At 74.0% G+C, this 25,582-nt stretch carries 20 protein-coding genes; 5 read left to right on the top strand and 15 right to left on the bottom strand.

The genetic code is table 11. The features are described 5' to 3' along the window. Positions 1 to 80 precede the first annotated feature (80 nt). The 4 genes from PUR56_RS42655 to PUR56_RS42640 form a co-directional block, all read right to left on the bottom strand. A complete protein-coding gene (locus tag PUR56_RS42655; protein WP_443034638.1) occupies positions 81 to 710 on the bottom strand; it encodes an amidohydrolase family protein in 630 nt (209 codons plus the stop codon). Between the two features lie 14 nt (positions 711 to 724). Beyond that, on the bottom strand, positions 725 to 1,948 hold the full coding sequence (gene mqnC / locus PUR56_RS42650; RefSeq protein ID WP_329952966.1) for a cyclic dehypoxanthinyl futalosine synthase: 1,224 nt from the start codon (positions 1,946 to 1,948) through the stop codon (positions 725 to 727). Between the two features lie 160 nt (positions 1,949 to 2,108). Next, positions 2,109 to 3,812 carry a serine/threonine-protein kinase gene (locus PUR56_RS42645; RefSeq protein ID WP_329952965.1) on the bottom strand — a complete coding sequence of 568 codons (1,704 nt, stop codon included), beginning with the start codon at positions 3,810 to 3,812 and terminating at the stop codon, positions 2,109 to 2,111. A gap of 146 nt (positions 3,813 to 3,958) precedes the next feature. Continuing rightward, positions 3,959 to 4,858, bottom strand: a complete 900-nt coding sequence (locus PUR56_RS42640; protein ID WP_329883283.1) for a menaquinone biosynthetic enzyme MqnA/MqnD family protein — start codon at positions 4,856 to 4,858, stop codon at positions 3,959 to 3,961. Positions 4,859 to 5,305: 447 nt separating this feature from the next. On the opposite strand from PUR56_RS42640, the gene PUR56_RS42635 reads away from it, so the two are divergent. After that, complete coding sequence (locus PUR56_RS42635) at positions 5,306 to 5,509, top strand: cold-shock protein (RefSeq protein WP_329883282.1); 204 nt, start codon at positions 5,306 to 5,308, stop codon at positions 5,507 to 5,509. Positions 5,510 to 5,720: 211 nt separating this feature from the next. Here the strand turns inward: PUR56_RS42635 and PUR56_RS42630 are convergent, their stop codons facing one another. Next, positions 5,721 to 7,067 (bottom strand): dicarboxylate/amino acid:cation symporter, encoded by a 1,347-nt coding sequence (locus PUR56_RS42630; protein WP_329952964.1) that lies wholly within the window; start codon positions 7,065 to 7,067, stop codon positions 5,721 to 5,723. Positions 7,068 to 7,510: 443 nt separating this feature from the next. Here PUR56_RS42630 and PUR56_RS42625 point away from each other — a divergent pair, with 443 nt between their 5' ends. Continuing rightward, positions 7,511 to 8,755 carry an MFS transporter gene (locus tag PUR56_RS42625; protein ID WP_329952963.1) on the top strand — a complete coding sequence of 415 codons (1,245 nt, stop codon included), beginning with the start codon at positions 7,511 to 7,513 and terminating at the stop codon, positions 8,753 to 8,755. An 80-nt stretch (positions 8,756 to 8,835) separates the two neighbouring features. Here PUR56_RS42625 and PUR56_RS42620 read toward each other — a convergent pair whose 3' ends face one another. The 6 genes from PUR56_RS42620 to PUR56_RS42595 form a co-directional block, all read right to left on the bottom strand. Beyond that, positions 8,836 to 12,189: an SdrD B-like domain-containing protein gene (locus tag PUR56_RS42620; protein ID WP_329952962.1), complete on the bottom strand. Its 3,354-nt coding sequence runs from the start codon at positions 12,187 to 12,189 to the stop codon at positions 8,836 to 8,838. 114 nt (positions 12,190 to 12,303) lie between these two features. Continuing rightward, a complete protein-coding gene (locus PUR56_RS42615; protein WP_329952961.1) occupies positions 12,304 to 13,479 on the bottom strand; it encodes a LacI family DNA-binding transcriptional regulator in 1,176 nt (391 codons plus the stop codon). Positions 13,480 to 13,493: 14 nt separating this feature from the next. Next, positions 13,494 to 13,859 (bottom strand): DUF4229 domain-containing protein, encoded by a 366-nt coding sequence (locus tag PUR56_RS42610; protein ID WP_329883277.1) that lies wholly within the window; start codon positions 13,857 to 13,859, stop codon positions 13,494 to 13,496. A 119-nt stretch (positions 13,860 to 13,978) separates the two neighbouring features. Next, positions 13,979 to 14,506, bottom strand: a complete 528-nt coding sequence (locus PUR56_RS42605; RefSeq protein ID WP_329883276.1) for a GNAT family N-acetyltransferase — start codon at positions 14,504 to 14,506, stop codon at positions 13,979 to 13,981. 139 nt (positions 14,507 to 14,645) lie between these two features. After that, positions 14,646 to 15,971 carry an MFS transporter gene (locus PUR56_RS42600; RefSeq protein WP_443034637.1) on the bottom strand — a complete coding sequence of 442 codons (1,326 nt, stop codon included), beginning with the start codon at positions 15,969 to 15,971 and terminating at the stop codon, positions 14,646 to 14,648. 578 nt (positions 15,972 to 16,549) lie between these two features. Then, complete coding sequence (locus tag PUR56_RS42595) at positions 16,550 to 17,050, bottom strand: ATP-binding protein (protein WP_329952960.1); 501 nt, start codon at positions 17,048 to 17,050, stop codon at positions 16,550 to 16,552. Between the two features lie 586 nt (positions 17,051 to 17,636). On the opposite strand from PUR56_RS42595, the gene PUR56_RS42590 reads away from it, so the two are divergent. Together PUR56_RS42590 and PUR56_RS42585 are read left to right on the top strand one after the other, a co-directional pair. After that, positions 17,637 to 18,278 (top strand): sigma-70 family RNA polymerase sigma factor, encoded by a 642-nt coding sequence (locus PUR56_RS42590; RefSeq protein WP_329952959.1) that lies wholly within the window; start codon positions 17,637 to 17,639, stop codon positions 18,276 to 18,278. Further along, complete coding sequence (locus tag PUR56_RS42585; RefSeq protein WP_329952958.1) at positions 18,275 to 19,477, top strand: zf-HC2 domain-containing protein; 1,203 nt, start codon at positions 18,275 to 18,277, stop codon at positions 19,475 to 19,477. The genes PUR56_RS42590 and PUR56_RS42585 overlap by 4 nt, the downstream gene beginning before the upstream one ends. Before the next feature lie 52 nt (positions 19,478 to 19,529). On the opposite strand, the gene purU is transcribed toward PUR56_RS42585, so the two are convergent. After that, entirely contained in the window at positions 19,530 to 20,396 is an 867-nt protein-coding gene (gene purU / locus PUR56_RS42580) for a formyltetrahydrofolate deformylase (RefSeq protein WP_329883272.1), read from the bottom strand. A 157-nt stretch (positions 20,397 to 20,553) separates the two neighbouring features. Next, positions 20,554 to 21,069: an SCO4402 family protein gene (locus PUR56_RS42575; protein ID WP_329883271.1), complete on the bottom strand. Its 516-nt coding sequence runs from the start codon at positions 21,067 to 21,069 to the stop codon at positions 20,554 to 20,556. A gap of 173 nt (positions 21,070 to 21,242) precedes the next feature. On the opposite strand from PUR56_RS42575, the gene PUR56_RS42570 reads away from it, so the two are divergent. Beyond that, entirely contained in the window at positions 21,243 to 22,544 is a 1,302-nt protein-coding gene (locus tag PUR56_RS42570) for an ABC transporter substrate-binding protein (protein WP_329952957.1), read from the top strand. 105 nt (positions 22,545 to 22,649) lie between these two features. On the opposite strand, the gene PUR56_RS42565 is transcribed toward PUR56_RS42570, so the two are convergent. Beyond that, on the bottom strand, positions 22,650 to 23,825 hold the full coding sequence (locus PUR56_RS42565) for a hypothetical protein (protein WP_329952956.1): 1,176 nt from the start codon (positions 23,823 to 23,825) through the stop codon (positions 22,650 to 22,652). Between the two features lie 174 nt (positions 23,826 to 23,999). Then, on the bottom strand, positions 24,000 to 25,376 hold the full coding sequence (locus tag PUR56_RS42560; RefSeq protein ID WP_329952955.1) for a transcriptional regulator: 1,377 nt from the start codon (positions 25,374 to 25,376) through the stop codon (positions 24,000 to 24,002). Positions 25,377 to 25,582: the final 206 nt, after the last annotated feature.

Genomic DNA, 25,582 nt, shown 5'->3' with positions numbered 1-25,582 from the left:
TATGACGGTATGACTACCAATGAGTAGCATCCGGGCGTCCACCCCGTGCCGGTCCCCGGAGCCGGGTCGCGGCGGGCAGCTCACCGTCGGCGGAACACCAGTCGACCGGCCAGCACCGTGGCCAGGCAGCCCCCGGCCCGCGGGCCGTCCGCACCGGGTGCGAACACGGCGAAGTCGGCCCGGCCCCCGACCCCCAGACGGCCGTGCACGGCCTCGACGAACGGGAGCACCGCGAGCGGGTCCAGCGGACCCTCCTCGACCCCCGCACCGCCCGGTACGCCCAGCCCCGACCGGGCCACCGCCGTCCGCACCGAGGCGCGTTCGAACGGCCCGGCCACCGCGGTCACCCCGAACCCGAGCATCCGCTGGAGCCCGCGCCGGGCGCTCGCGCCGCACCGCGCCTCGTCGGCCGGTCCCCCGAGCCCCTCCGGCCCTCCGGGCACCGGCTCGTCCCCGATCCCCTCACGCGGGTCCGGATGGTACGCACGCTCCAGCAGCCAGCGCCCGTACGGGTTGCGGAGACCGGGGGTGAGCAGTCCGTCGCCCCAGTCCCGCACCCGGGCCGCCGGGTGCTCCGCCGCCAGTCCGTCGTACGGGCCGACAACGGCGATCAGCTCGCCACGCACGAGCACCGCCCCGTCGGCGTAGGACGGGGCGGTGGGATCGGCCGGGTCGGGCAGCACACGGGCCGCCCGGTGCAGGGTCAGCACGGCAGTGGAGGCGCTCAGCCGTTGTCGAGGATCTTCAGCTCGGGGTGCGCCGTGCCGCCCTCGATCGCGGTGGAGGCGATGTGCGAGGCGACCCGCGGGTCGACCGGGTCGTCGGCCGGGTCGTCCAGCACCCGCAGGTGCTCGTAGGTGGTCGAGCGCTGCGCGGGGACGCGGTCCGCCGCCCGGATCAGGTGGATCAGCTCGGTGAGGTTGGAGCGGTGCTTGGCGCCGGCCGCCGAGACGACGTTCTCCTCCAGCATCACCGAGCCCAGGTCGTCCGCGCCGTAGTGGAGCGACAGCTGGCCGGCCTCCTTGCCGGTGGTCAGCCAGGAGCCCTGGATGTGGGCGATGTTGTCCAGGAAGAGGCGGGCGATGGCGATCATCCGCAGGTACTCGAAGACGGTCGCCTGGGTCGACCCCTTCAGGTGGTTGTTCTGCGGCTGGTAGGTGTACGGGATGAAGGCGCGGAACCCGCCGGTGCGGTCCTGCACCTCGCGGATCATCCGCAGGTGCTCGATCCGCTCGGCGTTGGTCTCGCCGGTGCCCATCAGCATGGTGGAGGTGGACTCGACGCCCAGGCCGTGGGCGGTCTCCATGATCTCCAGCCAGCGCTCGCCGGACTCCTTGAGCGGGGCGATCGCCTTGCGCGGACGCTCCGGCAGCAGCTCGGCGCCGGCACCGGCGAAGGAGTCGAGACCTGCCTTGTGGATCCGGGTGACGGCCTCCTCGATCGAGACGCCCGAGATCCGGGCCATGTGCTCGACCTCGGACGCGCCCAGCGAGTGGATCACCAGCTGCGGGAAGTCCGTCTTGATCGCCGAGAAGGCGCGCTCGTAGTACTCCACGCCGTAGTCCGGGTGGTGGCCGCCCTGGAACATGATCTGGGTGCCGCCCAGCTCGACCGTCTCCGCGCAGCGGCGCAGGATCTCGTCGAGGTCGCGGGACCAGCCCTTGGTGCTCTTCGGCGCCACGTAGAAGGCGCAGAACTTGCACGCCGTCACACAGACGTTGGTGTAGTTGATGTTGCGCTCGATGATGTACGTCGCGATGTGCTCGGTACCGGCGTAGCGCCGGCGGCGCACCGCGTCGGCCGCCGAGCCGAGCGCGTGCAGCGGGGCCGAGCGGTAGAGCTCCAGCGCCTCCTCCGGGCTGATCCGGCCGCCGCCGGCCGCCCGGTCGAGCACGGCCTGCAGGTCGGTGCTGGGCGCATCGAGGGTGGTCGCTGCGAGCTCGGACACCTGACGGCCTTCTCTCTCTCGGGTACTGCTGGTCTTGCGGGCCCTGCCGGACGGGCACGGTTCCGGGTTGCGCCCCGGGGTCGTGCCGGCGGATCGAACCGCCAGGTCGGACCCCCGCCGCATCCGGTTCAGCCTACGCCAGCGCCTCCGCCGCCCCGCGTCAGCCCGCCCGCCGTAGCGTCCCGGACGGGTTCCCGGCCTTCGGGTCGGCCGAGGTGAAGAGGATCGCGCCGTCCTTCTGCAGGGTGAGCGTCTCGGAGTACGAGCCGCCGGTGCAGGCCCCGGGCAGTGAGGAGCGGACCAGCCGGGAGGTGAACACCAGCTTCTCCGGTTCGGCCGAGGTGAGCGTCCAGGCGCCCTCGCAGCTCACCGAGAGCAGCCCGCTGAGCTCGTTGCGGCTGGTGGTGGCCTCCTGACCGAGCGCCGCCTTTCCGATGACCAGGGTGGTGGTGCCGGCGGGCACCCCCTTCTGGGTGTTCATCTCCCCGCGCCAGGTGCCGAGGAAGCGTTCCGGGACGACGCTCGGCCCGGTCGTCGGGGCACCGCTCCCGGATGCGCCAGCGGACGGCGTCCCCCCGGTCGCCGTCCCGCCCGAGGGCCCTCCCGACGGCGACGGCCCGCCGGACGGCCCGCCGGTCACGGTCGACGGCGGCGGCCGGGTGGCGCCCCCGGTGGCCGGGGCGCTCGGCGAGCCCGTCCCCGTCGCGGTGACCACGGCGGGCGGGTCCTCCGGCCCCCACACCCGGTAGGCGCCGTAGCCGGCCCCCGCCGCCAGCAGCAGCGCACCCGCCAGGAGCCAGGGCCCGTACCGGCGCCGGGAGGCGGCCCCGACCGCCGGGGTCTCCCCCGTACCCGGCCCGCCGCGCACGTCGGCCCCCGCGCCGGGGACGTAGGTCGGCGTCCGGTCCGCTCCCGGCGCCCCCGGAAACGGCGGGCCCGCTCCCACCGAGGAGACCTCGGCCTCCAGGTCCAGCAGTTGCACCGCACTCCGCCCGACCGCCGCCGCCAGCGCCGCCGGCAGCCAGCCGCCCCGCCCCAGCCGGGCGGCGGCCGAGCCGTCCGGGTCCAGCCAGGCGCGCAGCTCGCGCGGGGTCGGGCGGGCCGCCGGGTCCTTGGCCAGGCAGGCGAGCACGGCCGAGCGCAACGACCCGTCGGTCAGCCCGGAGAGGTCCGGTTCCTCGTGCACCACCCGGTAGAGGAGGACGGCGGCGCTCACGCCCTCGCCGAAGGGGTGCACCCCGGTCGCGGCGTAGCCGAGCACGGCGCCCAGCGAGAAGACGTCGCTGGGCGGTCCGGCGAGCTGCCCGTTCGCCTGCTCGGGGGACATGAAGCCGGGTGAGCCGACCACGTAGCCGGACTGGGTGAGCCCGCTGGCGGCGTCCAGCGCGCGGGCGATGCCGAAGTCGATCAGCCGCGGACCGTCCAGGGTCAGCAGCACGTTGGACGGTTTGACGTCGCGGTGGACCAGCCCGAGGCCGTGGACGTGGTCGAGCGCCTCGGCGAGGCCGGCCCCGAGGGTCCGGACCGCCGGCTCGGGCAGCGGCCCGTGCTCCGTGACGGCGGCGCCGAGCGCGGGGCCGGCGATGTAGCCGGTGGCCACCCAGGGGCGTTCGCCCTCGGTGTCCGCGTCCAGGACCGGTGCCGTCCAGGAGCCGCCGACCCGGCGGGCGGCGTCCACCTCCTGCCGGAACCGGGCGCGGAACTCGGCGTCCTCGGCCAGTTCGCCGCGGACCACCTTGACCGCCACCGTGCGGCCGCCCGCGGTCCGGCCGAGGTAGACCCGGCCCATGCCGCCCGCACCGAGCCGGCGCAGCAGCCGGTAGGCGCCCACCCGGCGCGGATCGTCCGATCCCAGTGCCTGCATCCCCCGCACGCTCCCCTCGCCGCATGGCCCCGCCTCCGGGACACGGATACCGGGTGCAGACGCTACCGGGCGGCGGGGCGGTGGAGGGCCACAACCCGGGCCACGATCCGGGCCACGATCCGGGGCGCGGGCGAGGAGACCGGCGGTCAGGCCACGACGGGCGCCGGTTCCAGCAGCCGGACCGCCACGTCCGGCGCGAAACCGCTGTCGGACGCGACCCGGCGGGCGAACTCGGCCAGTCCGGCCAGCTGCCGCTCGCCGAGCGAGAAGTCCAGCGCCTCGCTGAAGTACCGCTCCAGCACGCCGGCGTCGAACGTCTCCCAGCGGGCCGCGTGCGCGGCGACCTCGCGGGCCTCCACCAGGGAGAGGTCCCGGGACTCCAGGAAGGCCCGGTGCACCGCCGCGGTCAGCTCGGGCCGGCGCTCCGCGAAGTCGCGGCGGGCGGCCCAGACCGCGAAGACGAACGGCAGTCCGGTCCACTCCTTCCACATCTCGCCGAGGTCGTGCACGGCCAGGCCCTGCGCGGCCGCCTGGCCGAGGTAGGCGCGCAGCGCCGGGTCGCCGATCAGGACGGCCGCGTCGGCCTCGGCGAGCATGGCGTCCAGGTCGGGCGGGCAGCTGAAGTACTCCGGGCGCACGCCTTCGCGCTCCTCCAGCAGCAGCCGGGCGAGCCGTACCGAGGTCCGGCTGGTGGAGCCGAGGGCGACCCGTCGGCCGTCCAGGTCGGCCAGCGGCACCTTGCTGACGATCACGCAGGACATCACGGGGCCGTCGCTGCCGACCGCGATGTCGGGCATCACCAGCAGTTCGTCCGCGTGCCGGAGGTACTCCACGCAGGTGATCGGCCCGATGTCGAGCGAACCGCGGACCAGTTGGTCGCTGAGCTTCTCCGGGGTGTCCTTGGTGAGGTCGAGGTCGAGCAGGTTCCCGGTCCTGGCCAGTCCCCAGTAGAGGGGTACGCAGTTCAGGAACTGGATGTGCCCGACCCGCGGCCGGACCGGGGGGTGCCCCTCGGGATCCCGTGTTTCCGCATCCGGTGGTGCCACTGCGCCGCTCCCTTGCTGTTCGTGCGCCTCCCCGCAGGGTATGCCCGAGGTTCCGGAAGCCCGGCACCGGCCTTCCGACACGCGCGCACGGCGTGCCGGCCCGCTCCGCGTCCGCTGCCGCGACGGGCCGCGTCCACCGGTCCCGACGGGCCGTGCACGACGGGCCCAACAGCCCGGCGGACACCGCTGATCCGGGCTTTCGACACGTGCGGTCCGGCCTGCAAGTCACCCCTGGTCGTCACAGCAGCCGCATGCTAGCGTTGCCCTCAGTTGCAGTTTGATTCCCCTTGCAGTACTTGAAGCCTGCGGAGCATGTAACCGCAGGCTTTTTGTAGTTTTTCAGCAATATCGAAAAACTCCGGACCCGTCCGGAGGCAGGGCGATCAGCGCAGCGGACCGGGTGCCACACGGTGTGGTCCCCGACACGTCCCTCGCAAGGAGAACGGCATGGCTCAGGGAACCGTCAAGTGGTTCAACGCTGAGAAGGGCTTCGGCTTCATCGCCCAGGAGGGCGGCGGCCCCGACGTCTTCGTCCACTACTCCGCCATCAACGCGAGCGGTTTCCGCTCGCTGGAGGAGAACCAGGCGGTCAGCTTCGACGTCACTCAGGGCCCGAAGGGCCCGCAGGCGGAGAACGTCACCCTTATCTGACCATCCTCACGATGTTCTGATCGCTCGGGACCCCTCGGGTCCGCCGACGGCCGTCGGCCGTCACCAGAGCACAAGAGAGCAACACCCAAGGGGGCCCGCCGTTTTCGGTGGGCCCCCTGCCTCTTCCGGCGCCGGGGGCTGTGCCGCGCCCCCTCCGCGGGCATGCGCAGGGCCCCCTCCCCGGCGGGGAGGGGGCCCTGCGTGGAACCGGTCAGGCCGTGGCCGCGGCCTTCGGGCCGGACTGCGCCGGGACGACGGCCGCCGGGGCGTCCGCGTAGAGGTCGCCGGTGGGGTTGTTGTAGGCCACCAGGTCGAGGGTCTTCTCCCGGGCGGCGACCACGATCGGCACGAGGGCCTGGCCGGCGACGTTGGTCGCGGTGCGGATCATGTCGAGGATCGGGTCGATCGCCAGCAGCAGGCCGACGCCCTCCAGGGGCAGGCCCAGGGTGGAGAGGGTCAGGGTCAGCATCACGATCGCGCCGGTGAGACCGGCCGTGGCGGCCGAGCCGACGACCGAGACGAAGGCGATCAGCAGGTAGTCCTTGATGCCGAGGTCGATGCCGTAGACCTGGGCGACGAAGATCGCGGCCAGCGACGGGTAGATCGCGGCGCAGCCGTCCATCTTCGTGGTGGCACCGAACGGCACCGCGAACGAGGCGTACTCGCTCGGCACGCCGAGGCGCTCGGTGACGCGACGGGTGACCGGCAGGGTGCCGACCGAGGAGCGGGAGACGAAGGCCAGCTGGATGGCGGGCCAGGCGCCCTTGAAGAAGTTCAGCGGGTTGAGGCCGGCGGCGAACTTCAGCAGCAGGGAGTAGACGACGAACAGCACCAGCGCGCAACCGACGTAGATGTCGACGGTCAGGACGGTGAAGGGCTTCAGCAGGTCCCAGCCGTACTTGGCGACGGACTTGCCGATGAGGCCGAGGGTGCCGAGCGGCGAGAGCCGGATGACCCACCACAGGGCGGTCTGGATCAGCTCCAGGACGGACTCGCTGAGCTTGAGGACGGGCTCGGCCTTCGCGCCGAGCTTGAGGATCGCCGCGCCGGCCACGACCGCCAGGAAGACGATCTGCAGGACCTCGACCTCGGTGAACGCGGTGACGATGTTGGTCGGGAAGATCCCGGTCAGGAAGTCGATCCAGCTGCCGGTGGACTTCGGCGCCTTGAGGCCCTCGGTCTTGAGGTCGGTGCCCTCGCCCGGGTTGGTCAGCAGGCCGAGGCCGAGGCCGATGGCCACCGCGATCAGCGAGGTGATCAGGAACCAGAGCAGCGTGCGGACGGCCAGGCGGGCCGCGTTGGTCACGTTGCGCAGGTTGGCGACGCTCACCAGGATCGCGGTGAAGACCAGCGGGGGGACGGCGAGCTTCAGCAGCTGGACGAAGATCTTGCCGATCGTCTCCAGGGTGGTGGCCAGCCAGGAGATGTCGGCCGCGCGGGCCAGGTAACCGAGCCCGATGCCGAGCACGAGGCCGGCGACGATCTGGACCCAGAAGGGGGTCTTGCGGATTCTGGCGAGCACGGACGGCGACGAGGTCGCCTCGGGCGCTGTGGACATGACGGTGCGGCTCCGGGGGAGGCGTTGCTGACGGTGAGGCGGGGCGGGGAAGGCGACACGGCGGGGGCCGGGGGAGGAGGACCGGCCCCGGTCAGGGGCGTGCCGCCGGAATACAGCTCATCGCGCGACAACGGCGCGGGCTGTCCACAGCACCGGGCAGACGGCACCCGCGGGCGGCGCCGGGCTGCGAGCCCAGGCCGTGCATCCGGAGTGCGTCTGAGGTGGTCATGGCCGATACGTTAGCAGTAAAGGTTTGAGATGTTCAAAGTAGTTGTTTGAGTTCCGGACATGCACCCACTCGCGGCCCGGCCGGAGTCCGGACACGAACGAAGCTGACGCCCCATCAGATCGACCGCCCGCCCCGATTGACCGCCTGCCGGTTATACGTATAACTTGGATGGCGCCCCCTCCACGCCCACCGCCCAGACCGGAGAACCCCGCCCATGGGCTACCTCGCCCTGCTCCGCGCCCCGCACGTCGGCCGCCTGCTCCTCGGTACCCTGCTCGGCCGCCTCCCGGCCGGCATGACCGCCCTGGTGATCGCGCTCGCCCTGCGCGAGGCCGGCGCGCCGTACAGCCGGATCGGCCTGGCCACCGCCGCGTACGCGATCGCGGCGGCGGTCGGCGGACCGGTGCTCGGCCGGATCGTGGACCGGACGGGGCAGCCCCGCGTCCTGCTCCTCTCCGCCGTGGTCGCCGGCGGCGGGTACACCCTGCTCGCGCTGGCTCCCGGATCGGCCCTGGCCGCGCCGGTCGGCGCCGCGATCGCTGGCCTGGCCATGCCGCCGCTCGAACCCTGCCTCCGCTCGCTCTGGCCGGACGTCGTCGAGGACGAACAGCTCGACACCGCTTACGCGTTCGACTCCGCCGCCCAGCAGATCCTCTACGTCGCCGGTCCGCTCGCGGTGGCCGGGATCGCCGGCGCGGTCAGCCCGGTCGCGGCACTCTGGGTGGCGGCCGGGCTGGGGCTGGCCGGGGCCCTGATCGTGGCCACCACCGCACCGGCCCGGGCCTGGCAGGCGCCGCCGCGCGAGCACTCGGCGGGCCTGCTCGGACCGCTCCGCTCCCCCGGACTGGTGCTGCTGCTGGTCGGCCTGGCCGGCGCCGGCTGGGCGGTCGGTGCGCAGAACGTGCTGTTCATCGCCTACGCGGAGGCCCACGAGCGGACGGACGGGCTCCCGGGCGGCGCGGGCACCCTGCTGGCGCTGGCCGCGCTCGGCGGGCTGCTCGGGGCGCTCGCCTACGGCGCAGTGAAGTGGCGCAGCTCCACCGCCACCCGCACCGGGCTGATGGCGCTCGGCATGGCCGCCTCCTACCTGCCGCTGCTCCTGGTTCCGGGACCGGCCGCGATGGCCGGACTGGCGTTCGTCTCCGGGATCGCCCTCGCCCCGCTGCTGGCGGCGGCGTTCGTCCTGGTCGCCGAGCTGGCCCCGGTCGGCACCGTGACCGAGGCCTTCGCCTGGCTGGTCACGCTCTTCGCGACCGGCAACTCGCTCGGCTACGCGGTCTCGGGCCACCTCGCCGAGGGATCGCTGCGCTCGGTGGCGCTCTGTGCGGCGGGCGGCATCGGCCTGGGCGGGCTGCTGCTGTTCGGCGCCCGCCGCTGGTTCCGGGTCGTCCCCGCCGCCGGCCCGGCGGGCTCCGGCGCGCCCGCCGACGCCGGACCGGTGCCGGTGCCGGTGGGCTGAGCCCGCCCCGAAGACGTGGCTGCGCCCGTCGGGCCGGTGGTCCGGCCGACGGGCGCAGTCACTTTCTCCTGGCCGGTGCCTCAGCTGTGGCGGCCTCGGCCTCCCCAGACGATCAGGGCGAGCAGCAGGCCGGTACCGAGCACGGCGGCCGCGAGGATGCCGATCAGGGTGCCCGGTCCGCCGCCGGTGTCGGGCAGCTCACCGCCGTGGCCGGACGAGTGCGTCGGCTTCGGATGGTGGGTCGTGGGGTGGTGGGTCGTGGGCCGGTGCGTCGGCGAGTGCGTCGGCGACGAGGGCTCGACCGTCGGCGACGGCGAGGGAACGGCCGTGGACGTCGACGAGGTGGGCGACACCGTCGGTGACGGGGAGACCGTCGGCGACGGCGAGACGGTCGGGGACGGCGAGACGGTCGGCGACGGGGAGACCGACGGGGACGGCGAGGGCGAGGGCGACGGTGTGGGAAGCACCAGTCCCAGGTCCAGGCCGAGGTCCCGCGTCCCGCCGGCCAGCGTGACCGTCTGGGTCACTCCGGTCGTCGGGTCCGCGTCCGAGTCCAGCTCCCGGTCCGCCCCGGCGGCCCGCCGGGTCACCGTGGCCCCCTCGGGCAGCGTGGTCAGGTCGAACCGCACCGCGTACACCCCGTCCGGCAGCTGCTCGAACAGGTAGTGCCCGCTCGCGTCCGTGACCGCGGCGACCGGCCGGCCGCTCTTGTCCCGGACCGCCCGGCCCTCGCCGTCCAGCAGCTCGACCCGCACGCCGGGGACGCCGGGTTCACCGGGCTGCTGGATGCCGTCGCCGTTGAGGTCGTTCCAGACGAAGTCGCCGAGCGCGTTGGCCGGCGGGACGGCCTGCTCGACGCCGACCCCGACCTTGGCCGGTTCGGCGGGCAGGAACGGACGGCCGGAGGCGTCGGTGGCGGAGTAGGCGAAGCTGTTCCAGGCGAACTCGTCCGCGCCCGCGTCGAACGAGGCGACCATGGGCCAGGTCAGGGTGAACAGTGCGCCGGGGGCGAGCGTGCCGGGGCGGGCCACCCGGAACCAGGTGGCGGTGCCGGGGCCGGGGAAGGCCGTGCTCCACTGCGCGCCGGCGTCGCACGGGCCGGGCACCGCGAAGTCGGCGGGCAGGCAGGGGTCGGGCGAGGTGGTGTACTCGATCACCACGGTCGGGTCGCTGGAGGTCAGCGGCTCCACCAGGGAGGGTGTCCAGGCCGAGCTGCGCGGGGTGTCCGGCCGCAGCACGTACCCGTCGCCGGGGGTGGGCAGCTTGTCGTACGCGACGAACTCGGTGACCGGGTCGGCGGAGTCGTTGCGGACGGTCAGCCGGTAGGAGATGCCGCCGCCGGGCCGGGTGGTTCCGGTGGTGGTGTAGTCGGGGTCGAGGTCGCCCCTGACCTCCTTGTAGGACCGCAGCACGGCCGGCACCTGCACCTCGACCTGCGAGGAGGCGTGGCACAGGGTCTCGGTGGCGTCGCCGTCCTTGTCGAGGTCCTGGGCGTCCTGCACCCCGCTGTCACTGCCGAAGTAGAAGCAGGCGACCGGGGGGCCGCTGCCCTCGGTGGTGACGTACACGTCGTTGGTCAGGGTGCCGGGGCGGGCGCTGCCGGCCACCTGGACGTCGATCAGGGTCCGGTAGGCCCGGTGGTCGTTCAGGTACATCATGTCGGGGCTTCCGGCCGGCCAGGTCAGCTTGAGCAGCTGCCGCCCGTCGGGACCGGGCAGCACCGCGACGGACTCCGGGGCGACCGACTCCGCGTAGGCGGGGTCAGGGCGCGCACTGCCCTCGACGTAGACCATGCCGGGCGGCAGCAGGTCGTAGAGGACGAGCGGACGGTCGAGGGTGCGGCCGGTCCGGTTGTACGGGGTGATCTGGAAGGTGGCCACCCCGCCGGGGGAGAGCACGGCGCCGGCCACGATGGTCTTGGCGGCACCCAGGTTGGTGGCGGCGGTGACGGTGGAGTCGGCGCAGTCGTTGGCGGCCGAGGTGTCGCCGGCCGCGTCGGTGCCGACCACGTCGACGCAGTTGCGCAGCGGGACGGGCGCGGGGCGCCCGTCGTGGCCGGGGGTGATGGTCTGGGCGAGCAGCTGGACGGAGTTGCCGGGGCTCCAGCCGGTCGGGATCGGGCCGGTCCAGGTGAACCGCAGGCCGTCGAGGTAGCGGCCGGCCGGGATGCCGATCACGTCGTTGGCCGGGTCGCCGGCGCCCGTGGCGAAGGTGATCCGGCGGGTGCCGGACCCGTTCAGCGGGGTGCCCGGGGTGAAGGTCTGCCAGGCGGGGTCGCCGTCCAGCCGGTACTCCAGGGCGAGACCGATCGAGGTCGGGTTCCACGCCTCCAGCTGGATGGACTGCGGGATCAGCCAGTTGTACAGGTTGGCGGTGGTGCCGGTGCCCGGGTCGGTCACCACCAGGCTGGTGATCGGACCGGCGACGTTGCTGGGGCGCAGGCTGAAGGAGGTGAGGTCGCCGGAGACCGAGGTCGTCTGCCACACCTTGGAGGCGCCGACCTGGATGCCGGTGACGGGCGGCTGGAAGACCGGGGTCTCGGCGGTGGCGGTGGAGAGGTCCCGCTGCGGTTCGGGGCCGAGCGGGTCGCCCTGGAGCGTCACGGTGTTGGTGGAGGTGGTGCCGCTGGGGAACGTCGGGTCGGGGTAGTTGACCACCAGGACGCCGGGGATCCGGCAGCCGGCCTGGCCGTTGCCGGCCCGGAAGGCGCCGATGTCGTACACCCAGGTGGTCGAGCCCGCCGGGTCGTTGACCCAGCCCGGGGAGCGGCCGGTGTCCACCACCGCACCGGGCGGCAGGGTGTCGACCAGCCGGCTGCCGTCCAGGTCGACGTTGGGCACGTTGGCGGTCGAGCAGGCGCTGAACTGGTAGGTGACCGAGCGGCCGTCCTGGCTGCTGCCCTGGACACCCTTGGTGGTGGTGTAGCTGGGCTGGACCACGGCGGTGGTGCCGGCCGTACCGGTCTGGGGCTGTTCCCCGTCGGCGGTGAGGGTGGCCGAGTTGGTGCTCTGGGTGCCGTTGGCGGTGGTGAAGTTGGGGTACCTCAGGACCACGTTGATGGTGGCGGTGGTCCCCGGGGTGAGGTCCTGCAGCTTGGCCGTGAGGGTGCCGCCCACGGTGCCGGGCGCCGGGACGGTGGAGTTGGGGACGTCGACGGTGGAGGCGTCCGGAGTCCAGCCGACGAACTCCATCCCGGCCGGGAGCGTGTCGACGATCTGCCCGTTGACGCAGTCGCTGACCGAGCAGGTGTAGCGCAGTGTGTAGGTGACGTTCTCGCCGGGTACCGGGTTGGGCTTGTCCACCGACTTCGTGAAGGTGACGGCGGCCTCGGCGGGCGGGGCGGTCAGGGTGCCGGTCAGCAGGGTGCCACCGATCAGGCCCAGGGATGCGGCCAGAAGTGGCAGGCGTGAGGGTTTAGGTCGAAACGTCCACATATCGGAATCTCATCGCCCGCCCAGCCGGCCACGGCGTCGGCGCGAGTCCGTATGACGATATTTCACCCGTCGGGCCCAGCCCGGTCGAGCGGTCCACCGCTCCGGAACGGACGGTCAGTCCGTCCGCCCCGGAGCGGTGGAGGACCGCAGCACCAGCGAGGTGGCGAGCGGCGCCACCGGCGCCACCGGCTCGCCGCGGAGCAGCCGGGCGAGCGCCGCGACACCGGCCCGGCCCAGTTCCTCGCCCGGCAGGTCGACGGTGGTGAGCGGCGGGGCGAGCAGCGCGGCCACCGGGACGTTGTCGATACCGACCACCGAGAGGTCGGCGGGCACCCGCAGGCCGAGTTCGGCGGCGGCCTGGTAGACGCCCGAGGCGACCACGTCGTCGTCGCAGATCACCGCCCGCGGACGGGCCGGGTGCTCCAGCAGCCGGTGGGCGGCGACGCGCGCCGCGGACTGGCCCTCGTTCAGGCTGACGCCCAGTTCGAGCACGTCCAGGCCGAGCGACCGGACGGCCTCCTCGAAGGCGGCCTGGCGGACCCGGAAGGTGTAGGCGGAGTGGGTGGAGCGGAGCCGGCCGATCCGGCGGTGGCCCAGGGCCGCCAGGTGCTCGACGGCGGCGCGCATGCCGCCGGCCACGTCCAGCTCGACCGTCGGGCGGGCGCGGTCGGTGCCCGGGTCGGCGTCCAGGAAGACCGCGGGGGTGTCGGCGGGCAGTTCGCCGAGCTGGCTGTCGTCCGGGGAGCAGATCAGCAGGCCGTCGAACCGGCTGGTGGTGGCGGCCTCGGCGAGGGTCGCGCTCCCCCAGCCGGAGCTGACCACGACGGCCAGGCCGTGCTTGCCCGCCTCCTCGTGGACGCCCTCCAGCACCCGGCCGAAGAACGGGCCGAGGATGTTCGGCACGGCCAGCAGGATCATGCCGCTGCGGCCGAGGCGCAGCTGCCGGCCGGCCGCCTGCGGGCGGTAGCCGAGCCCGCGTGCGGCCTCGCGGACCCGTTCCCGGGTGGCGTCGGAGACCCGGCGGCCCGCCTCCGAGCCGGAGAACACCAGCGAGACGGTGGCCTGGGAGACCCCGGCGAGCCGTGCCACGTCCCGGCCGGTGGGCCGCCGGACGGGGGCCGGCCAGGTACCGGCCGCGGGCCCGTCGCCCTCGACCGCGTGCTCCGGGGACCCGTCCCCGGCGGCACCGGGCGGACCCGTCGCACCGGCCGGCGTCCCCGGCGGTACGACGTCACCGGGCCCGGCGTCGTCGGGGACGGCGCCGGGCGTGGCGGGACCGGAGCGGGGCACGTCGGCGGCGCTGGTCAGTTCGGCGCGGCGGCGGTCCGGGCGGACGTGGCCGCCGCCGAGCGGGCGGCGTCGTCGGCCGCGTCCTCCTCGGCGTTCTGGGCGGCGATCTTCTGCGCCGTCCGCGTCCGGATGCCGTCCACCCGGCCGGAGATCTCGGCCGACATGTCGTCGCGCTGCCTGTGCAGCAGCACGTAGCTGAGCGGCGCCGAGACGAGGGCGGCCAGCAGGAACAGGAAGACCGTGCCGGACTGGCCCTTGACCGGGATCACCTGGAAGTGCCCCAGCAGCAGGGCGACCAGCAGGCAGCCGAGGAAGATGGAGACCCGCATGGAGGTGTAGCGGAGTGTGGCGTGCGACTTCTTGCTCACAGTGCTGCTCACCGGGGACACGTCCTTCTCTGCGCGGGGGCTGGCCGGTCTCCCAGTGAAGCATGCCCGGGCGGCCCGCCGGGGAACGGGTCCGCCGTCCCCGGGCGGACGGCGCTCCGCCGGGGGTGCGGTCAGCGCAGGTCGAGCCACATGGTGACCTCGTCGCGGTCGTCACCGGGCGCGATCCGGATGGCACCCGGGACCCGGCCGGCCTCGGTGTAGCCGCTGCGCCCGTAGAACGACTCCAGGCCGAGCCCGCCGCGCAGGTGGAGCCGCAGACCTGCCAGGCCCCACTCCCGGGCGATCCGTTCGGCCTCGGCCATCAGCACCGCGCCGTAGCCGCGCCCCTGGAGCTCGGGGTGCACCATCACCCGGGAGAGCACCCGCCAGTGCTCCATCAGTTCGAAGCGCATCGACTCGAAGACCAGCAGACCGGCCAGCCGTCCCGTCCCGGCCTCCCGGGCCACCAGCAGCCGGTCCGGCCCGGCCGGCGCGATTCCGGCGAACTGCTTCTCGGCGGTGACCCAGACCTCGTCCTCGGTGACCGGGGGCACGAAGCCCACCGCGCCGCCGGCGTTGCTGGCCTCGGTCCACAGCCGGGTGATCTCGCCGCGCAGACCGGGGTCGAGGTCGGGGTCGAGGGTGAAGATGAGCGTCATGGGCGCGAAGCCTAGTCGCCCCTTACGACATGACCCCGGCGACAGGCCGCCACCCTCCGGGAGGACACCCCGGCAGCCCCCGGCAGTCCGCCCTCACGGTGGGCCGTGCTCAGGGTGGGCCGCCCTCACGAAGGGCCCCTCACGACAGCGCCGGGTCGATCCGATCCGGCCGGGCATCCCGGAGCGCCAGGCAGAGGGCGACGGCGATCGCGCAGAGTCCCCCGGCCGCGTACCAGGCGAGGTCGTAGTCGCCGAACGCGTCCCGGGAGAGCCCAGCCAGCCCGGCGACCACGGCCGCGCCGATCTGGTGGCAGGCCAGCACCCAGCCGAACACGATCGGTGCGTCGGCGCCGAAGTGGTGACGGCAGAGCGCGACGGTCGGCGGCACGGTGGCCACCCAGTCCAGCCCGTAGAAGATCACGAAGGCCAGGATCGGCGGCTCCGGCGTACCCGCGAACAACTGCGGCAGCAGGAGCAGCGAGAGCCCGCGCAGCGCGTAGTAGACGACCAGCAGCCGGCCGGCGTCGAAGCGGTCGGTGAACCAGCCGCTGGCGACGGTGCCGACCACGTCGAAGACGCCGATCAGCGCCAGCAGGCTCGCCGCCGTGGTGACCGGCAGACCGTGGTCGTGGGCGGCCGGGATGAAGTGGGTGCCGACCAGGCCGGCGGTGGTCGCGCCGCAGATCGCGAAGGAGGAGGCCAGCAGCCAGAACGCCCGGCTCCGGGACGCCGTGCGGAGCACCCGCAGCGAACGGGCCAGCGCCCGCCCGTCGGCCGCCGGGGCGGGGGGCTCCTCGGTCGCGCCGTACGGGAGCAGGCCCAGGTCGGCGGGCCGCTCACGCATCAGGAGCAGCACCGGGACGGCGACGGCGGTCGCCGCCAGCGAGACCACCACGACGGCCGAACGCCAGCCGTGCTGCTCGACCAGCCAGGCGCCGACCGGCAGGAAGACCAGGTTGCCCGCCGCGCCGGCGGCCGTCAGCACCCCGGTGACCAGCCCCTGCCGGGCCTGGAACCAGCGGCCGGTGATCGTGGTGGCGAACGCGCCGGCCATCGAGCCGCTGCCGAGACCCACCAGCACTCCCCAGCAGAGCACCAGTTGCCAGGGCTCGCGCATCAGCATGGTCAGACCGGCGCCGACCGAGATGGTCAGCAGCGCGCAGACCACCACCAGCCGCACGCCGAACCGGTCCATCAGCGCGGCGGCGAAGGGGGCGGTGAGTCCGTAGAGGGTGAGGTTGACCGAGGTGGCGCTGGATATCGTGCCCGTCGACCAGCCGAACTCGTGGTGCAGCGCATCCATCATCAGGCTGGGCGTGGAGCGGAATCCGGCCGAGCCGAGCAGCACCACCAGCGAGACGGCGGCCACCACCCAGGCGTAGTGCACCCGGGGCGCACGGGCGGCGGGGAGCACCCGGGCGGAACCGGGGGCGGTGGGGCGGGCGGGGGCGGGCGGTTCGTTCACCCGCCAGAGTCTCCCGAAGGGACCGGCGGGCGACGAGGGGCGGGACTGCCGAATTTCGTCGGAATCGGGCCAGTGAGGGGCAGGAACCGGCCGACCGGAACCGGTCGTTCGGCCGGCGGCCCCGGTGGCCGAAAACAACCGCCCCCACGGGCAGATCGGATGACGGCGGGCCGCACGCACCCCGAGCACGGCACGGCCGGCCGCCATCCAACCTCGACGCACGGGCCCTGAACCCGCGCCGCACCCTCCGCACTCGCCAAGGAGCCAGCACACGACGACAGACCGCGGCCCCCCTGCTGACGTGATCCCCCTGGACAGCAGCACCGCAGCGGCGTTCGGGTGTTCCCTCGGCGTCCCCTCGCAACGAAGAGCTGCACCCAAGCGTGATCAGTCGGATACGTCACGTCAATGGGTTGTCCGAAATTCGGAATGGTTGCGTCAGCTTTCGGCCCGACGATCACCGGGCCGCCGCACGCCCCGTTCGGACGCTCCGTCGGGGCTCCGTCGGGGCTCCGTCGGGGCTCCGTCGGGCCTCCGCAGCCGTGCACGACGGCCGGGTGCCGGGTGAGCACCCGTCACTACTGGACCAGCGCGGCCCAGTCCACGGCGGCCAGCGGGTCCGTCGGCCGGGAGTCCGGGCTGATCTCGCACCAGACCCGTTTGCCGGCCCCGTCCGGGTACCAGCCCCAGCGGTCGCAGAGCAGCTCGACCAGCTCCAGGCCCCGGCCGTTGGTGGCGTCCACGTCCGGCCCGGCGTGCCGGGGGGCGGGGGCGGCCTGGCTGGCGTCGGCGACCTCGACCCGCAGCGGGCCGACCGTCGCCGCCTCACGCACCCCGGCGGCCGGTGCGGCCTCGGCCGGGCCCCCGCCGATCGGGAAGCAGAGCCTCAGCACGGCCGGACAGCCGGTGTGCACCACCGCGTTGGTCACCAGTTCGGAGACCACCAGCACGACCGTCTCGGCGATGGGCGCGTCCGGGTCGACGCCGTGGTTGAGCAGCCGTGAGCGCACCCACCGGCGGGCCCGGCCGACCTCGGCGGGGTCCGCCTGCACCGCCAGCTGTACCTGTAGAACCTGCACTGCTCCACCACCTGCACTCGCAGTTCGGCCATCGTCCCGGCCTGGCCTGATCACCCGGCCTGCCCGGGCACACACCGGGCCGCCCATCGGGTCGCCGTCCCCCGGGTCGGCAGCCGCCCGTCGGGCCGCCGCACGTCACACCCGGTACGACGCACCCGCGTCACCTCGTCCGTCGCGCACCGGCCGCGACACGAACACGCCTCAGGATGATTCGGCGGACCGGCCGCAGCAAGCGCTTCGGGCATATTCCAGCGATCGGGGGACAGCGCAGGGCATACTGTCCCGCTCACTCTGGCGAGCCTCGGACCGGCGATCGCCCGGCCCGGCCCGACCGGCCGGGGATGCAGTGGTGAACCTACCGCCGCCCGCCCCCGCCGCCGCTCCCGCCACTCGCGAACCACCCGTGCAACATATGTCCAGCCACCTTCGAACAGGCCCGGCGCGACGGCCGGATCGACGGCAGATCCCACGATCCGACCATCCGAAACCGGCTCCTCCGTTCTTCACCGAATCCCTCCACCGCCCGAACAGCGCGGGATACCGTGGGGCACGTCAGCGGTCCGCACGGCAGGAGGGGTGGTGACCGATGGCCACCACCGACGGCGCCCCTCGCTGGGACGAACAGCTCCAGCGGCGCCTGGCCCGCGGCGAGGAGACCGCCCTCGGCGAGCTGTACGACCAACTCGCGCCGATGGTGCACGGGTTGGCCGGCCGGATACTCGCCGACCAGACGGCCGCCGCCCAGCTCACGCGGGAGATATTCGCCCACGTCTGGGAGCACCCCGAGGCCTTCGACCCGGCCCGCGGCTCGCTCCGCTCCTGGCTCGGCGCACTCACCCACCGCCGCGCCGTGGACCGGCTGCGGGCCCGCCGCGCCGCCGAGGCCGGACCGGCCGCAGCCGGTGAGGACGGCGCCGCCGAGGAGGAGATCCGGACGGTGGCCACCGCCGCCCGCGTCCAGTACGTGGTCGCCTCCCTGCCGCAACCCCTGCGTGAGACCATCGCCGAGTCCTACTACGACGGCCGCACCTACCAGGAGACCGCCCACCGGCTCGGCATCAGCGAACAGACCGCCAAACAGCGGATGCGGCTCGGTCTGGAGCTCCTGGCCACCGAACTCGAAGAGGAACGCTCCCGCCACCGGCGCACCCCGGCGCCGGGGGACCATGGCGGCACGGACGGCCGGGACTGCGGCAACGGGCAGCGGAAGGAGGGCGGGGAGGCGTGACGATCGCCGACGACCGGCACGAGGCCCTGCGCTCCCTGCTCGGTGCCTGGGCCCTCGGCGCCGTCCCGCACCGCGAGGCCGCCGAACTGGAAGAGCACCTGCGGGCCTGCCCGGGGTGCGCCGCGGAGGCGGCCCGGCTGCGCGAGGCGGCCGGCTGGCTCGGCGTGGAGGAGCCCCTCGACCAGCCCGGCCCGCTGCGCCAGCAGGTGCTCGACTGGTGCCTCGCCCGCCGCCCGGCCGACCTGCCCGTCCCGGTCTGGGGCGCGCCCTACACGGCCGAGACCGCCAAGCTCGACGCGCTGCTCCGCGACCTCGGCCCGGAGGAGTGGCAGGAGGTGGCCGAACTCCCCTGGCACGGCGGCACCGAGTACCTGCGGCCGGCCGAGGTGCTCTGCCACCTCGCCGCCGTGGACGGCTACCTGGCCGTCGCCCTCGGCCTGCCCGACCCCGTCCCGGGCGGCGTCGCACCGGCCGTCGCCCGGCGGGTGCCGCCGCAGGAGGCCGTCCCGCCGCTCCCCCGGGTGCCGCCGCAGGGCGTCCCGCGCTGGGCCGGGATCACCGAGCGGACCGCCCGGCTGACCGCCGAGCAGGCCGGGCAGCCGCCGCAGCGGGTGCGCGCCAGGTGGCGCCGGCACTGCCACGAGCTGGTCCGCTCCGCCGCGCTCGCCCCGCAGGGCAACACCCCGGTCGACTTCGGCTTCGCGACCGTCCCGCTGCGGGACGCCTTCGTCGACCGGGCCTTCGAGTGCTACGTGCACGGCGAGGACGTGGCCCGGGCGGTCGCCTACCCGTACGACCCGCCGGCCCCGCAGCACCTGCGGCAGATGATCGACCTGGCCGTCCGGATGCTGCCGTTCGCCCTGGCCGGGCAGCGCGCGGCCCGCCCCGAGCACGCCGGGGCGCCCGCGGGCGCGCCCGAGAGCCGGGCGGAGGGCCGGACCGGCGACGAGCGGACCGGACGACGGGTCAGGCTGGTGATCGACGGCCCGGCCGCCGGCGAGTGGCTGATACCGCTGGACGGACCGGAGTCCGGTCCGCCCGGGGGCGAGCCGGTGGCCGCCCTGGTGCTGGACGGGCTGGAGTTCTGCCAGCTGGCCGCCGCGCACCGCGACCCGGACCGGGTACCGGTCGGCGAGCACGGCGACCGGGCCGCGATCCGTGAGGTGCTGCGCGCGACGCCGCTGCTCTCGCGGCCCTGACCGCGAACGGCCCCGGCGGTACCGGACCGCCGGGGGCCGGTACCCCGGAGGATCAGGTGAAGACGACGGTGCGCGTCCCGTTCAGCAGCACCCGGCGCTCGCTGTGCCACTTCACCGCTCGGGCCAGCGCCTGGCACTCGACGTCCCGGCCGAGCGCGACCAGCTGGTCCGGGGTGACGTCGTGGGTCACCCGGGCCACCTCCTGCTCGATGATCGGGCCCTCGTCGAGGTCGGCGGTCACGTAGTGCGCCGTGGCGCCGATCAGCTTCACGCCCCGGGCGTGCGCCTGGTGGTACGGCTTGGCGCCCTTGAAGCTCGGCAGGAAGGAGTGGTGGATGTTGATCACCTTGCCGGAGAGCTCCGTGCAGAGGCGGTCCGAGAGCACCTGCATGTAGCGGGCGAGCACGACCAGTTCGACGTTCTCCTTGGCGACCAGGTCCAGCAGCTGCTGCTCGGCGTCGTCCTTGGTGTCCCGGGTGACCGGGATGTGGTGGAACGGGATGCCGTAGCCCTCGGTCAGGTCCTGGAAGTCGGTGTGGTTGGAGACCACCGCGGCGATCTCCACCGGCAGCGCGCCGATCCGGGTGCGGAACAGCAGGTCGTTGAGGCAGTGCCCGAACTTGCTGACCATCAGGACGATCCGGAGCCGGTCCTCGCTCGGGTGGATCTGCCAGTCCATCCCGAACGAGGCCCCGATCGCGGCGAAACTGGCCCGGAGCTTGTCGGCCGTCACCGGCTCGACGGCGGAGAAGTGCACCCGCATGAAGAACAGACCGCTGTCCCCGTCACCGAACTGCTGGCTGTCGATGATGTTGCACCCGGTCATGAAGAGGTAACTGGAGACCGCGTGGACGATGCCCTGCTTGTCGGGGCAGGACAGCGTGAGGACGTACTGGGCGCTGGCCGGCTGCTGTTCCACGGTGGTGGTGTCCCGTCCTGAGCTCGTGCGAGTGTGAATGGTCCAGCGTTTCACACTCCGGGACGGGCCCGGTCCGGCTGCCCGCACTCCAAGACGGGCCTGCGCGACGGGCCCCGGACCCGGCCCGACGGGGCGCGGACCGCTCCCCGGACGGGCCTCAGACCTGGGTCAGGATCCGCAGCACGTCCAGCGAACGCGGCGGGGCGTCCGGGTCGTCGCCGTCGCCGGCCGCGAGCCTGACGTGCGCCTCGCGGGCCGCCCGGACCGCCTCCGGCCAGTCCTGGTGCGCCAGGTACGCGGAGGTCGGGGCGTCCGCACCGACCTGGTGCAGGATCTGCACCACCCGCAGCACCGCCACGTCGACCAGCGCGGCCTCGGCGGAGTCCCGGAAGATCGTTCCGACGTACTTCTCGGCCGACCAGCGGTCCAGCCAGGTGTCCTCGACCAGCCGGTAGACGGCGTCGGTCACGTCGCCGTACCCCTCCCGGCCGGTCAGCCAGGTGTCCTGCTGGAACCCGGGGTCGGAAAGCATGTGGAGCGCCGAGCGGAGGCGGGCCCGCCAGCGCCACCAGGGCAGGTCGTTGAGCGACATGCCGCCCATCGTGCTGGAGCGGTGGCCCGGACGAGAAGGGTTTCGGGCAGACCGATACGAAGAATCTGTGCTGGCGGACATGAACGACGATCGTACGTTCCCCCACCGTTCGTACTCCACTCCCGCTCTACACGCGTCCGTGCCCCGAGTTCTGCTGTCGTTTCCCGTCCGTTCGCTTTTCGGCCCTCTCGGCTTGCGGCGTCAAGGCTTGGCTGGTCCCCGTGCGCAGTACGGCGCCCAGGGAGGGAAGACCGATGACCGGCCGACGAGGCTCGTCCCAGGACATGCACCCGAACGCGGGACGGCGCCGCCGGCGCCCGATCGCTGCCGCCGCCACCACCGCGGCGCTGCTCCCAACCCTCTTCTCGGCCTCCGCGTGCGGCGGACCGGCCGACGCCGCCACCGGCAGCGGCGAACTCACCGTGATGACGTGGGCCCCGGCCGACACCGGCGCGGCCGACCGCCCCGGGATGACCGCCCTGGCCGAGGCGATCGGCCGGGACATCAACCTCAAGGGCGGCCTCCACGGCCGCCGGCTCCGTGTGATCACCTGCAACGAGCACAACAGCTCCGACGGGGCCAAGGCCTGCGCGCAGCAGGCGGTGGACGCCAAGGCGGTCGCGGTGATCGGCTCCTACAGCCAGTACGGCGACGACTTCATGCCCGCCCTGGAGCGGGCCGGCATCCCGCTGATCGGCGGCTACGGGCTCTCCCAGCCGGAGTTCAGCAGCCCGCTCTCCTACCCGGTGGGCGGCGGCATGCCGGCCCTGATCGGCGGCAGCGGCCGCCAGCTGGTGGAGGCCGGCTGCAAGGCGGTCGCCCTGATCCGTCCGGACACCCCGGCCGGTGACAACCTGCTCGGGTACCTGGGCAACGCGCTCAAGCCGGCCGGGATCAAGCTGCTGGACGTCAAGGCGCCGGAGAAGTCCAACGACTACAGCCCGACCGTTCGCAAGGCGATCGGCACCGACCAGCCGGGCAACTGCGTCACCAGCGCGCTGGGCGCCGAGCCGACCGGCAACCTGCTCGACGCCTACCGCCGGGTCGGTCCGAAGAACACCCGGATCGCCTCGGTGATCGGGAGCGTGCAGCAGTCGGTGGTCAACTCCACCGGCGGCGACTCCGGCCCGCTGTCCGGCGCCTTCGTGACCGGCTGGTACCCGCCGGAGTCGGCCAAGGTCTGGGACGGCCTGCGCGCCGTGATCCAGGCCGACACCGCCAACGGCCGGACCATCGACGCCGCCGACCCCGGGGTGCAGACCACCTGGGTCGCCTACCAGGTGTTCAGGCAGATCGCCGAGCGGCTGAACGCGGCCGGCCGGCCGATCGGCAGCAAGGCCGTCTCCGCGCTGCTGGACAGCGGCGAGCAGATCGACGTCGGGCTCACCCCGCCGCTGAACTGGGGCACCACCAACATGCTGCCCAGCACCGAGTCCCCCCGGCTGGTGAACACCTGGGTCACCTACCAGGTGGTCAAGGGCGGCCAGATGACCCTGCAGCGGCCCGGCTTCGTGGACGTGCGCTGGGTCCTCACCGGGGGCAAGCCGCCGGCCTGACCCACGCCCGTCCCGGAGGGCCCGGACCGCCCGGTCCGGGCCCTCCGGCGTGCCCGGGCGCCGCGGGGCGGGCCGACGGGGGCGGGCGGTCCGGCCGCGGACGGCTCAGAGGTCGCCGTCGGTGCGGGTCGGCAGGCCGGTCTGACCGGCGACGGTGTTCCAGAGCCCGGCCGCCTGCTTCTTGGCGGTGGTGGCGGTGCCACTGGCCTGCACGGCGTTCTTGTAGTGCTGGTTGTCGGTCTTCCTGGGCTCGCAGCCGCCCTGCGCGTCCCCGGCCCAGGCCGCGTACTCGTCGTCGGCACCCGCCGAGGCCTGCCAGGCCGCGTTGAGCTGCTCGACCAGCTGCTGACCACCGGGCAGCTTGTCCGTCTTCAGCGCGGCGAGCTTGGTCTGCAGCTCCCGCCGCTGGCCGGCGGCGGCCGTCAGCGCCTGCTGCGACTCGGGCAGCTTCTCGCACTTCTGCACCGAACCGACCGCGCTCACCACCGCCTGGCGGCTGTCGTTGGCGGTGCCCAGCAGGTCGGAGAGCGCCTGCGCCTGGGCCTTGACCTCGGGGCTGACGGTGGCCGTCGACGGACCGGCGGTCGGGGTGGGGCCCGCGCTGCCGGCGGCGGCGCCGCCGGTGGCCACGGGGGTGGCCTTCGGCTCCTGGCCGGTCGGCTCGTCCTTGTCCATCAGCACGGCGACCAGGACGGCCGCCGCCAGGCAACCGGCCACCACCGCGCCGACGATCAGCTTGGTGGACGAACGCCCGCCACGGCCGCCGCCCGGGCCCCCCGAGGTCTCCTGGGTCGGGTGCTCCCGGTACTCCTGCCCCGGGTAGTCCTGCGCGGCCGGCGGGTAGCCCTGGTAGCCCGGCTCGGGCTGGTGCGGGTACGCCTGCGCCGGCGGGGCGTAGCCGGGCCCGGCGGCCGGGTAGCCGCCCGGCGCCGGCGGGCCGCCGGTCGGGTACGGCGGCAGGTACTGCGTCGCCGGGGCCGGATCGGGCGGCGGCGTGCCGGGGTAACCGGGCTGCGGCGCACCGCCCCAGGTGCCCGACTGCGCGGGGATGGCCTGGGTCGGCAACGCGCTGTCGCCGAGGTACTCGGGCTGCCCGGAGGGCCGGCCCGGCTGCGGGTGGCCCTGCGGGGGGCCGGCGAGCTGGCCCGGGGGCACCGGGGGTTGGCCCTGCGGCTGCCCCGGCTGGCCCTGTTGCTGCCCCTGCTGCTGGCCGGGCTCCGGGCGGAACAGGTCGTCCAGGTTGAAGTCACCCGAGTTGGGGTACGAGCGGCGCTGGCTCAACGCGATTCCTCACCTGTGCAGGACCGCGCGCTGACGGCGGACCACATCTCGTCGGTTCTTGGGAGCATCACAGTTCCTTGGACGTCGCGCCCACGCTACCGGTTCGACGAACCGGCCGACCACGTGGGCGGTCCGTCCCTCACCGACCCTGCACGCGCCCCGCCGACCTTCCGCTCAGGCGGCCTCCGCCTCGGCCCGGGCCTGGAACTCGCGGACCACCCGCTGCTCCCGGAACGGCTCCAGCCTGCGCCGGAACTCGTCCAGGTACTCCACGCCCCGGTTGGACCGCAGCCCGCTCAGCAGCCGGACCGCCTGGGCCCCGGTCTCGCAGGCCCGTTCGACGTCCCGCTGCTGCAGCTGCGCCGTCGCCAGCAGGACCAGGTCCACCGCGCGGCGCCGGACCCGGGTCGGCGGGTGCAGGTCGAGCGCCCGGCGGGCGTAGTGCTCGGCCTGGCCGGCCTGTTCGAGGTCGCGGTGGCAGTGGGCCAGCTCGTCCGCGAGGTAGGCGTCGTCGAAGTGGACGATCCAGTCCGGGTCGTCCTCCGGGCGGCGCTTCTCCATCATCTCCAGCGCCTTGGCGGCCACCGCCTCGCAGGCCCGGGCGTCGCCGAGCAGGGCGTGCCCGCGCGCCTCCGCCGCGAGGAACATCGCCATCGCCGTCGGAGTGGCCACCGAACGGGCGCCCTCCTGGGCGGCGCGGGCGAGCTGGGCGATCTCCCGCGGGTTGCCGAGGGTCGCCGCCAGGTGGCTCATCGAGGCCGCCAGCACGTACCCGCCGTAGCCGCGGTCGTCGGCGGCCTGCGCCAGCCGCAGCGCCTGGATGTAGTAGCGCTGGGCCAGGCCGGGCTGGCCGGTGTCCACCGCCATGTAGCCCGCCAGCTCCGTCAACCGCGCTACCGCGGCGAAGAGTTGGCGTCCGGTCTCCTCGCGGTAGGCACCGCCGAGCAGGCCGGAGACCACGCTGTTGAGGTAGTGCACCACCACCGGGCGGACGTGGCCGCTGCCGAACCTGTGGTCCAGGTCGACCAGCATCGCGGTGGTCGCCTTGATGGCCGCGACGTCGGTCGGGCCGACCCGCGTGCCGCCGGTCCGCGCCACCACCGGGTCGGGCGGGGTGATCAGCCAGTCCCGGCTGGGCTCGACCAGGGCGGAGGCCGCCACCGTCGCCCCGGTCAGGAAGTCCCGGCGGCCGACGTCGCTGCGCCACAGCTCGCAGACCTGCTCCAGTGCGGCACCCAGCGTCGGCGCGAACTGCAACCCGATCCCGGAGCTGAGGTTCTTGCCGTCGGCCATGCCGATCTCCTCGACCGACACGCTCCGCCCCAGCTTGCGGCCGAGCGCCTCGGCGATCACCGCCGGTGCCTGCCCCCGCGGCTGCTGGCCGCGGAGCCAGCGCGCGACGGAGGTCTTGTCGTAGCGCAGGTCCAGGCCGTGTTCGGCACCGCAGAGGTTGACTCTCCGTGCCAGACCGGCGTTGGAGCAGCTGGCCTCCTGGATCAGCTGCTGCAGACGCTCGTTGGGCTGTCGTGCGACAAGTGGTCTCGCGGCCATTGGCTTCGCCTCCCCACACCCTCCGGTCCGGCCGGCGGGCGACGCTTTCTGCTGATCTCTGTTGCCGACTGTCCGACCGTCAAAGGAATCTGACATCAGGTTAGCGATCAGCAACGCCAGCGGGATACCCACGGTGACGATCCCCACCCCCCACGCGCCCGGGAATATGCTCCCGTGCGCCCCCACTGCGCCCACCTCGCCTCCCC

Source organism: Streptomyces sp. BE303 (assembly GCF_036290945.1).
Classification (GTDB): Bacteria; Actinomycetota; Actinomycetes; order Streptomycetales; family Streptomycetaceae; genus Kitasatospora.
The sequence above is the reverse complement of the archived record's forward strand: the minus strand, read 5'-3'. Positions and strand labels throughout refer to the sequence as shown.

Bases quoted from the DNA above. Each gene is read 5' to 3' on its own strand.
- PUR56_RS42590 (WP_329952959.1), top strand. From the start codon at position 17,637: ATGGCCACCACCGACGGCGCCCCTCGCTGGGACGAACAGCTCCAGCGG.
- PUR56_RS42620 (WP_329952962.1), bottom strand. From the start codon at position 12,189: ATGTGGACGTTTCGACCTAAACCCTCACGCCTGCCACTTCTGGCCGCA.
- PUR56_RS42570 (WP_329952957.1), top strand. From the start codon at position 21,243: ATGACCGGCCGACGAGGCTCGTCCCAGGACATGCACCCGAACGCGGGA.
- PUR56_RS42605 (WP_329883276.1), bottom strand. From the start codon at position 14,506: ATGACGCTCATCTTCACCCTCGACCCCGACCTCGACCCCGGTCTGCGC.
- PUR56_RS42645 (WP_329952965.1), bottom strand. From the start codon at position 3,812: ATGCAGGCACTGGGATCGGACGATCCGCGCCGGGTGGGCGCCTACCGG.
- PUR56_RS42635 (WP_329883282.1), top strand. From the start codon at position 5,306: ATGGCTCAGGGAACCGTCAAGTGGTTCAACGCTGAGAAGGGCTTCGGC.
- PUR56_RS42560 (WP_329952955.1), bottom strand. From the start codon at position 25,376: ATGGCCGCGAGACCACTTGTCGCACGACAGCCCAACGAGCGTCTGCAG.
- PUR56_RS42575 (WP_329883271.1), bottom strand. From the start codon at position 21,069: ATGTCCGCCAGCACAGATTCTTCGTATCGGTCTGCCCGAAACCCTTCT.
- PUR56_RS42625 (WP_329952963.1), top strand. From the start codon at position 7,511: ATGGGCTACCTCGCCCTGCTCCGCGCCCCGCACGTCGGCCGCCTGCTC.
- PUR56_RS42630 (WP_329952964.1), bottom strand. From the start codon at position 7,067: ATGTCCACAGCGCCCGAGGCGACCTCGTCGCCGTCCGTGCTCGCCAGA.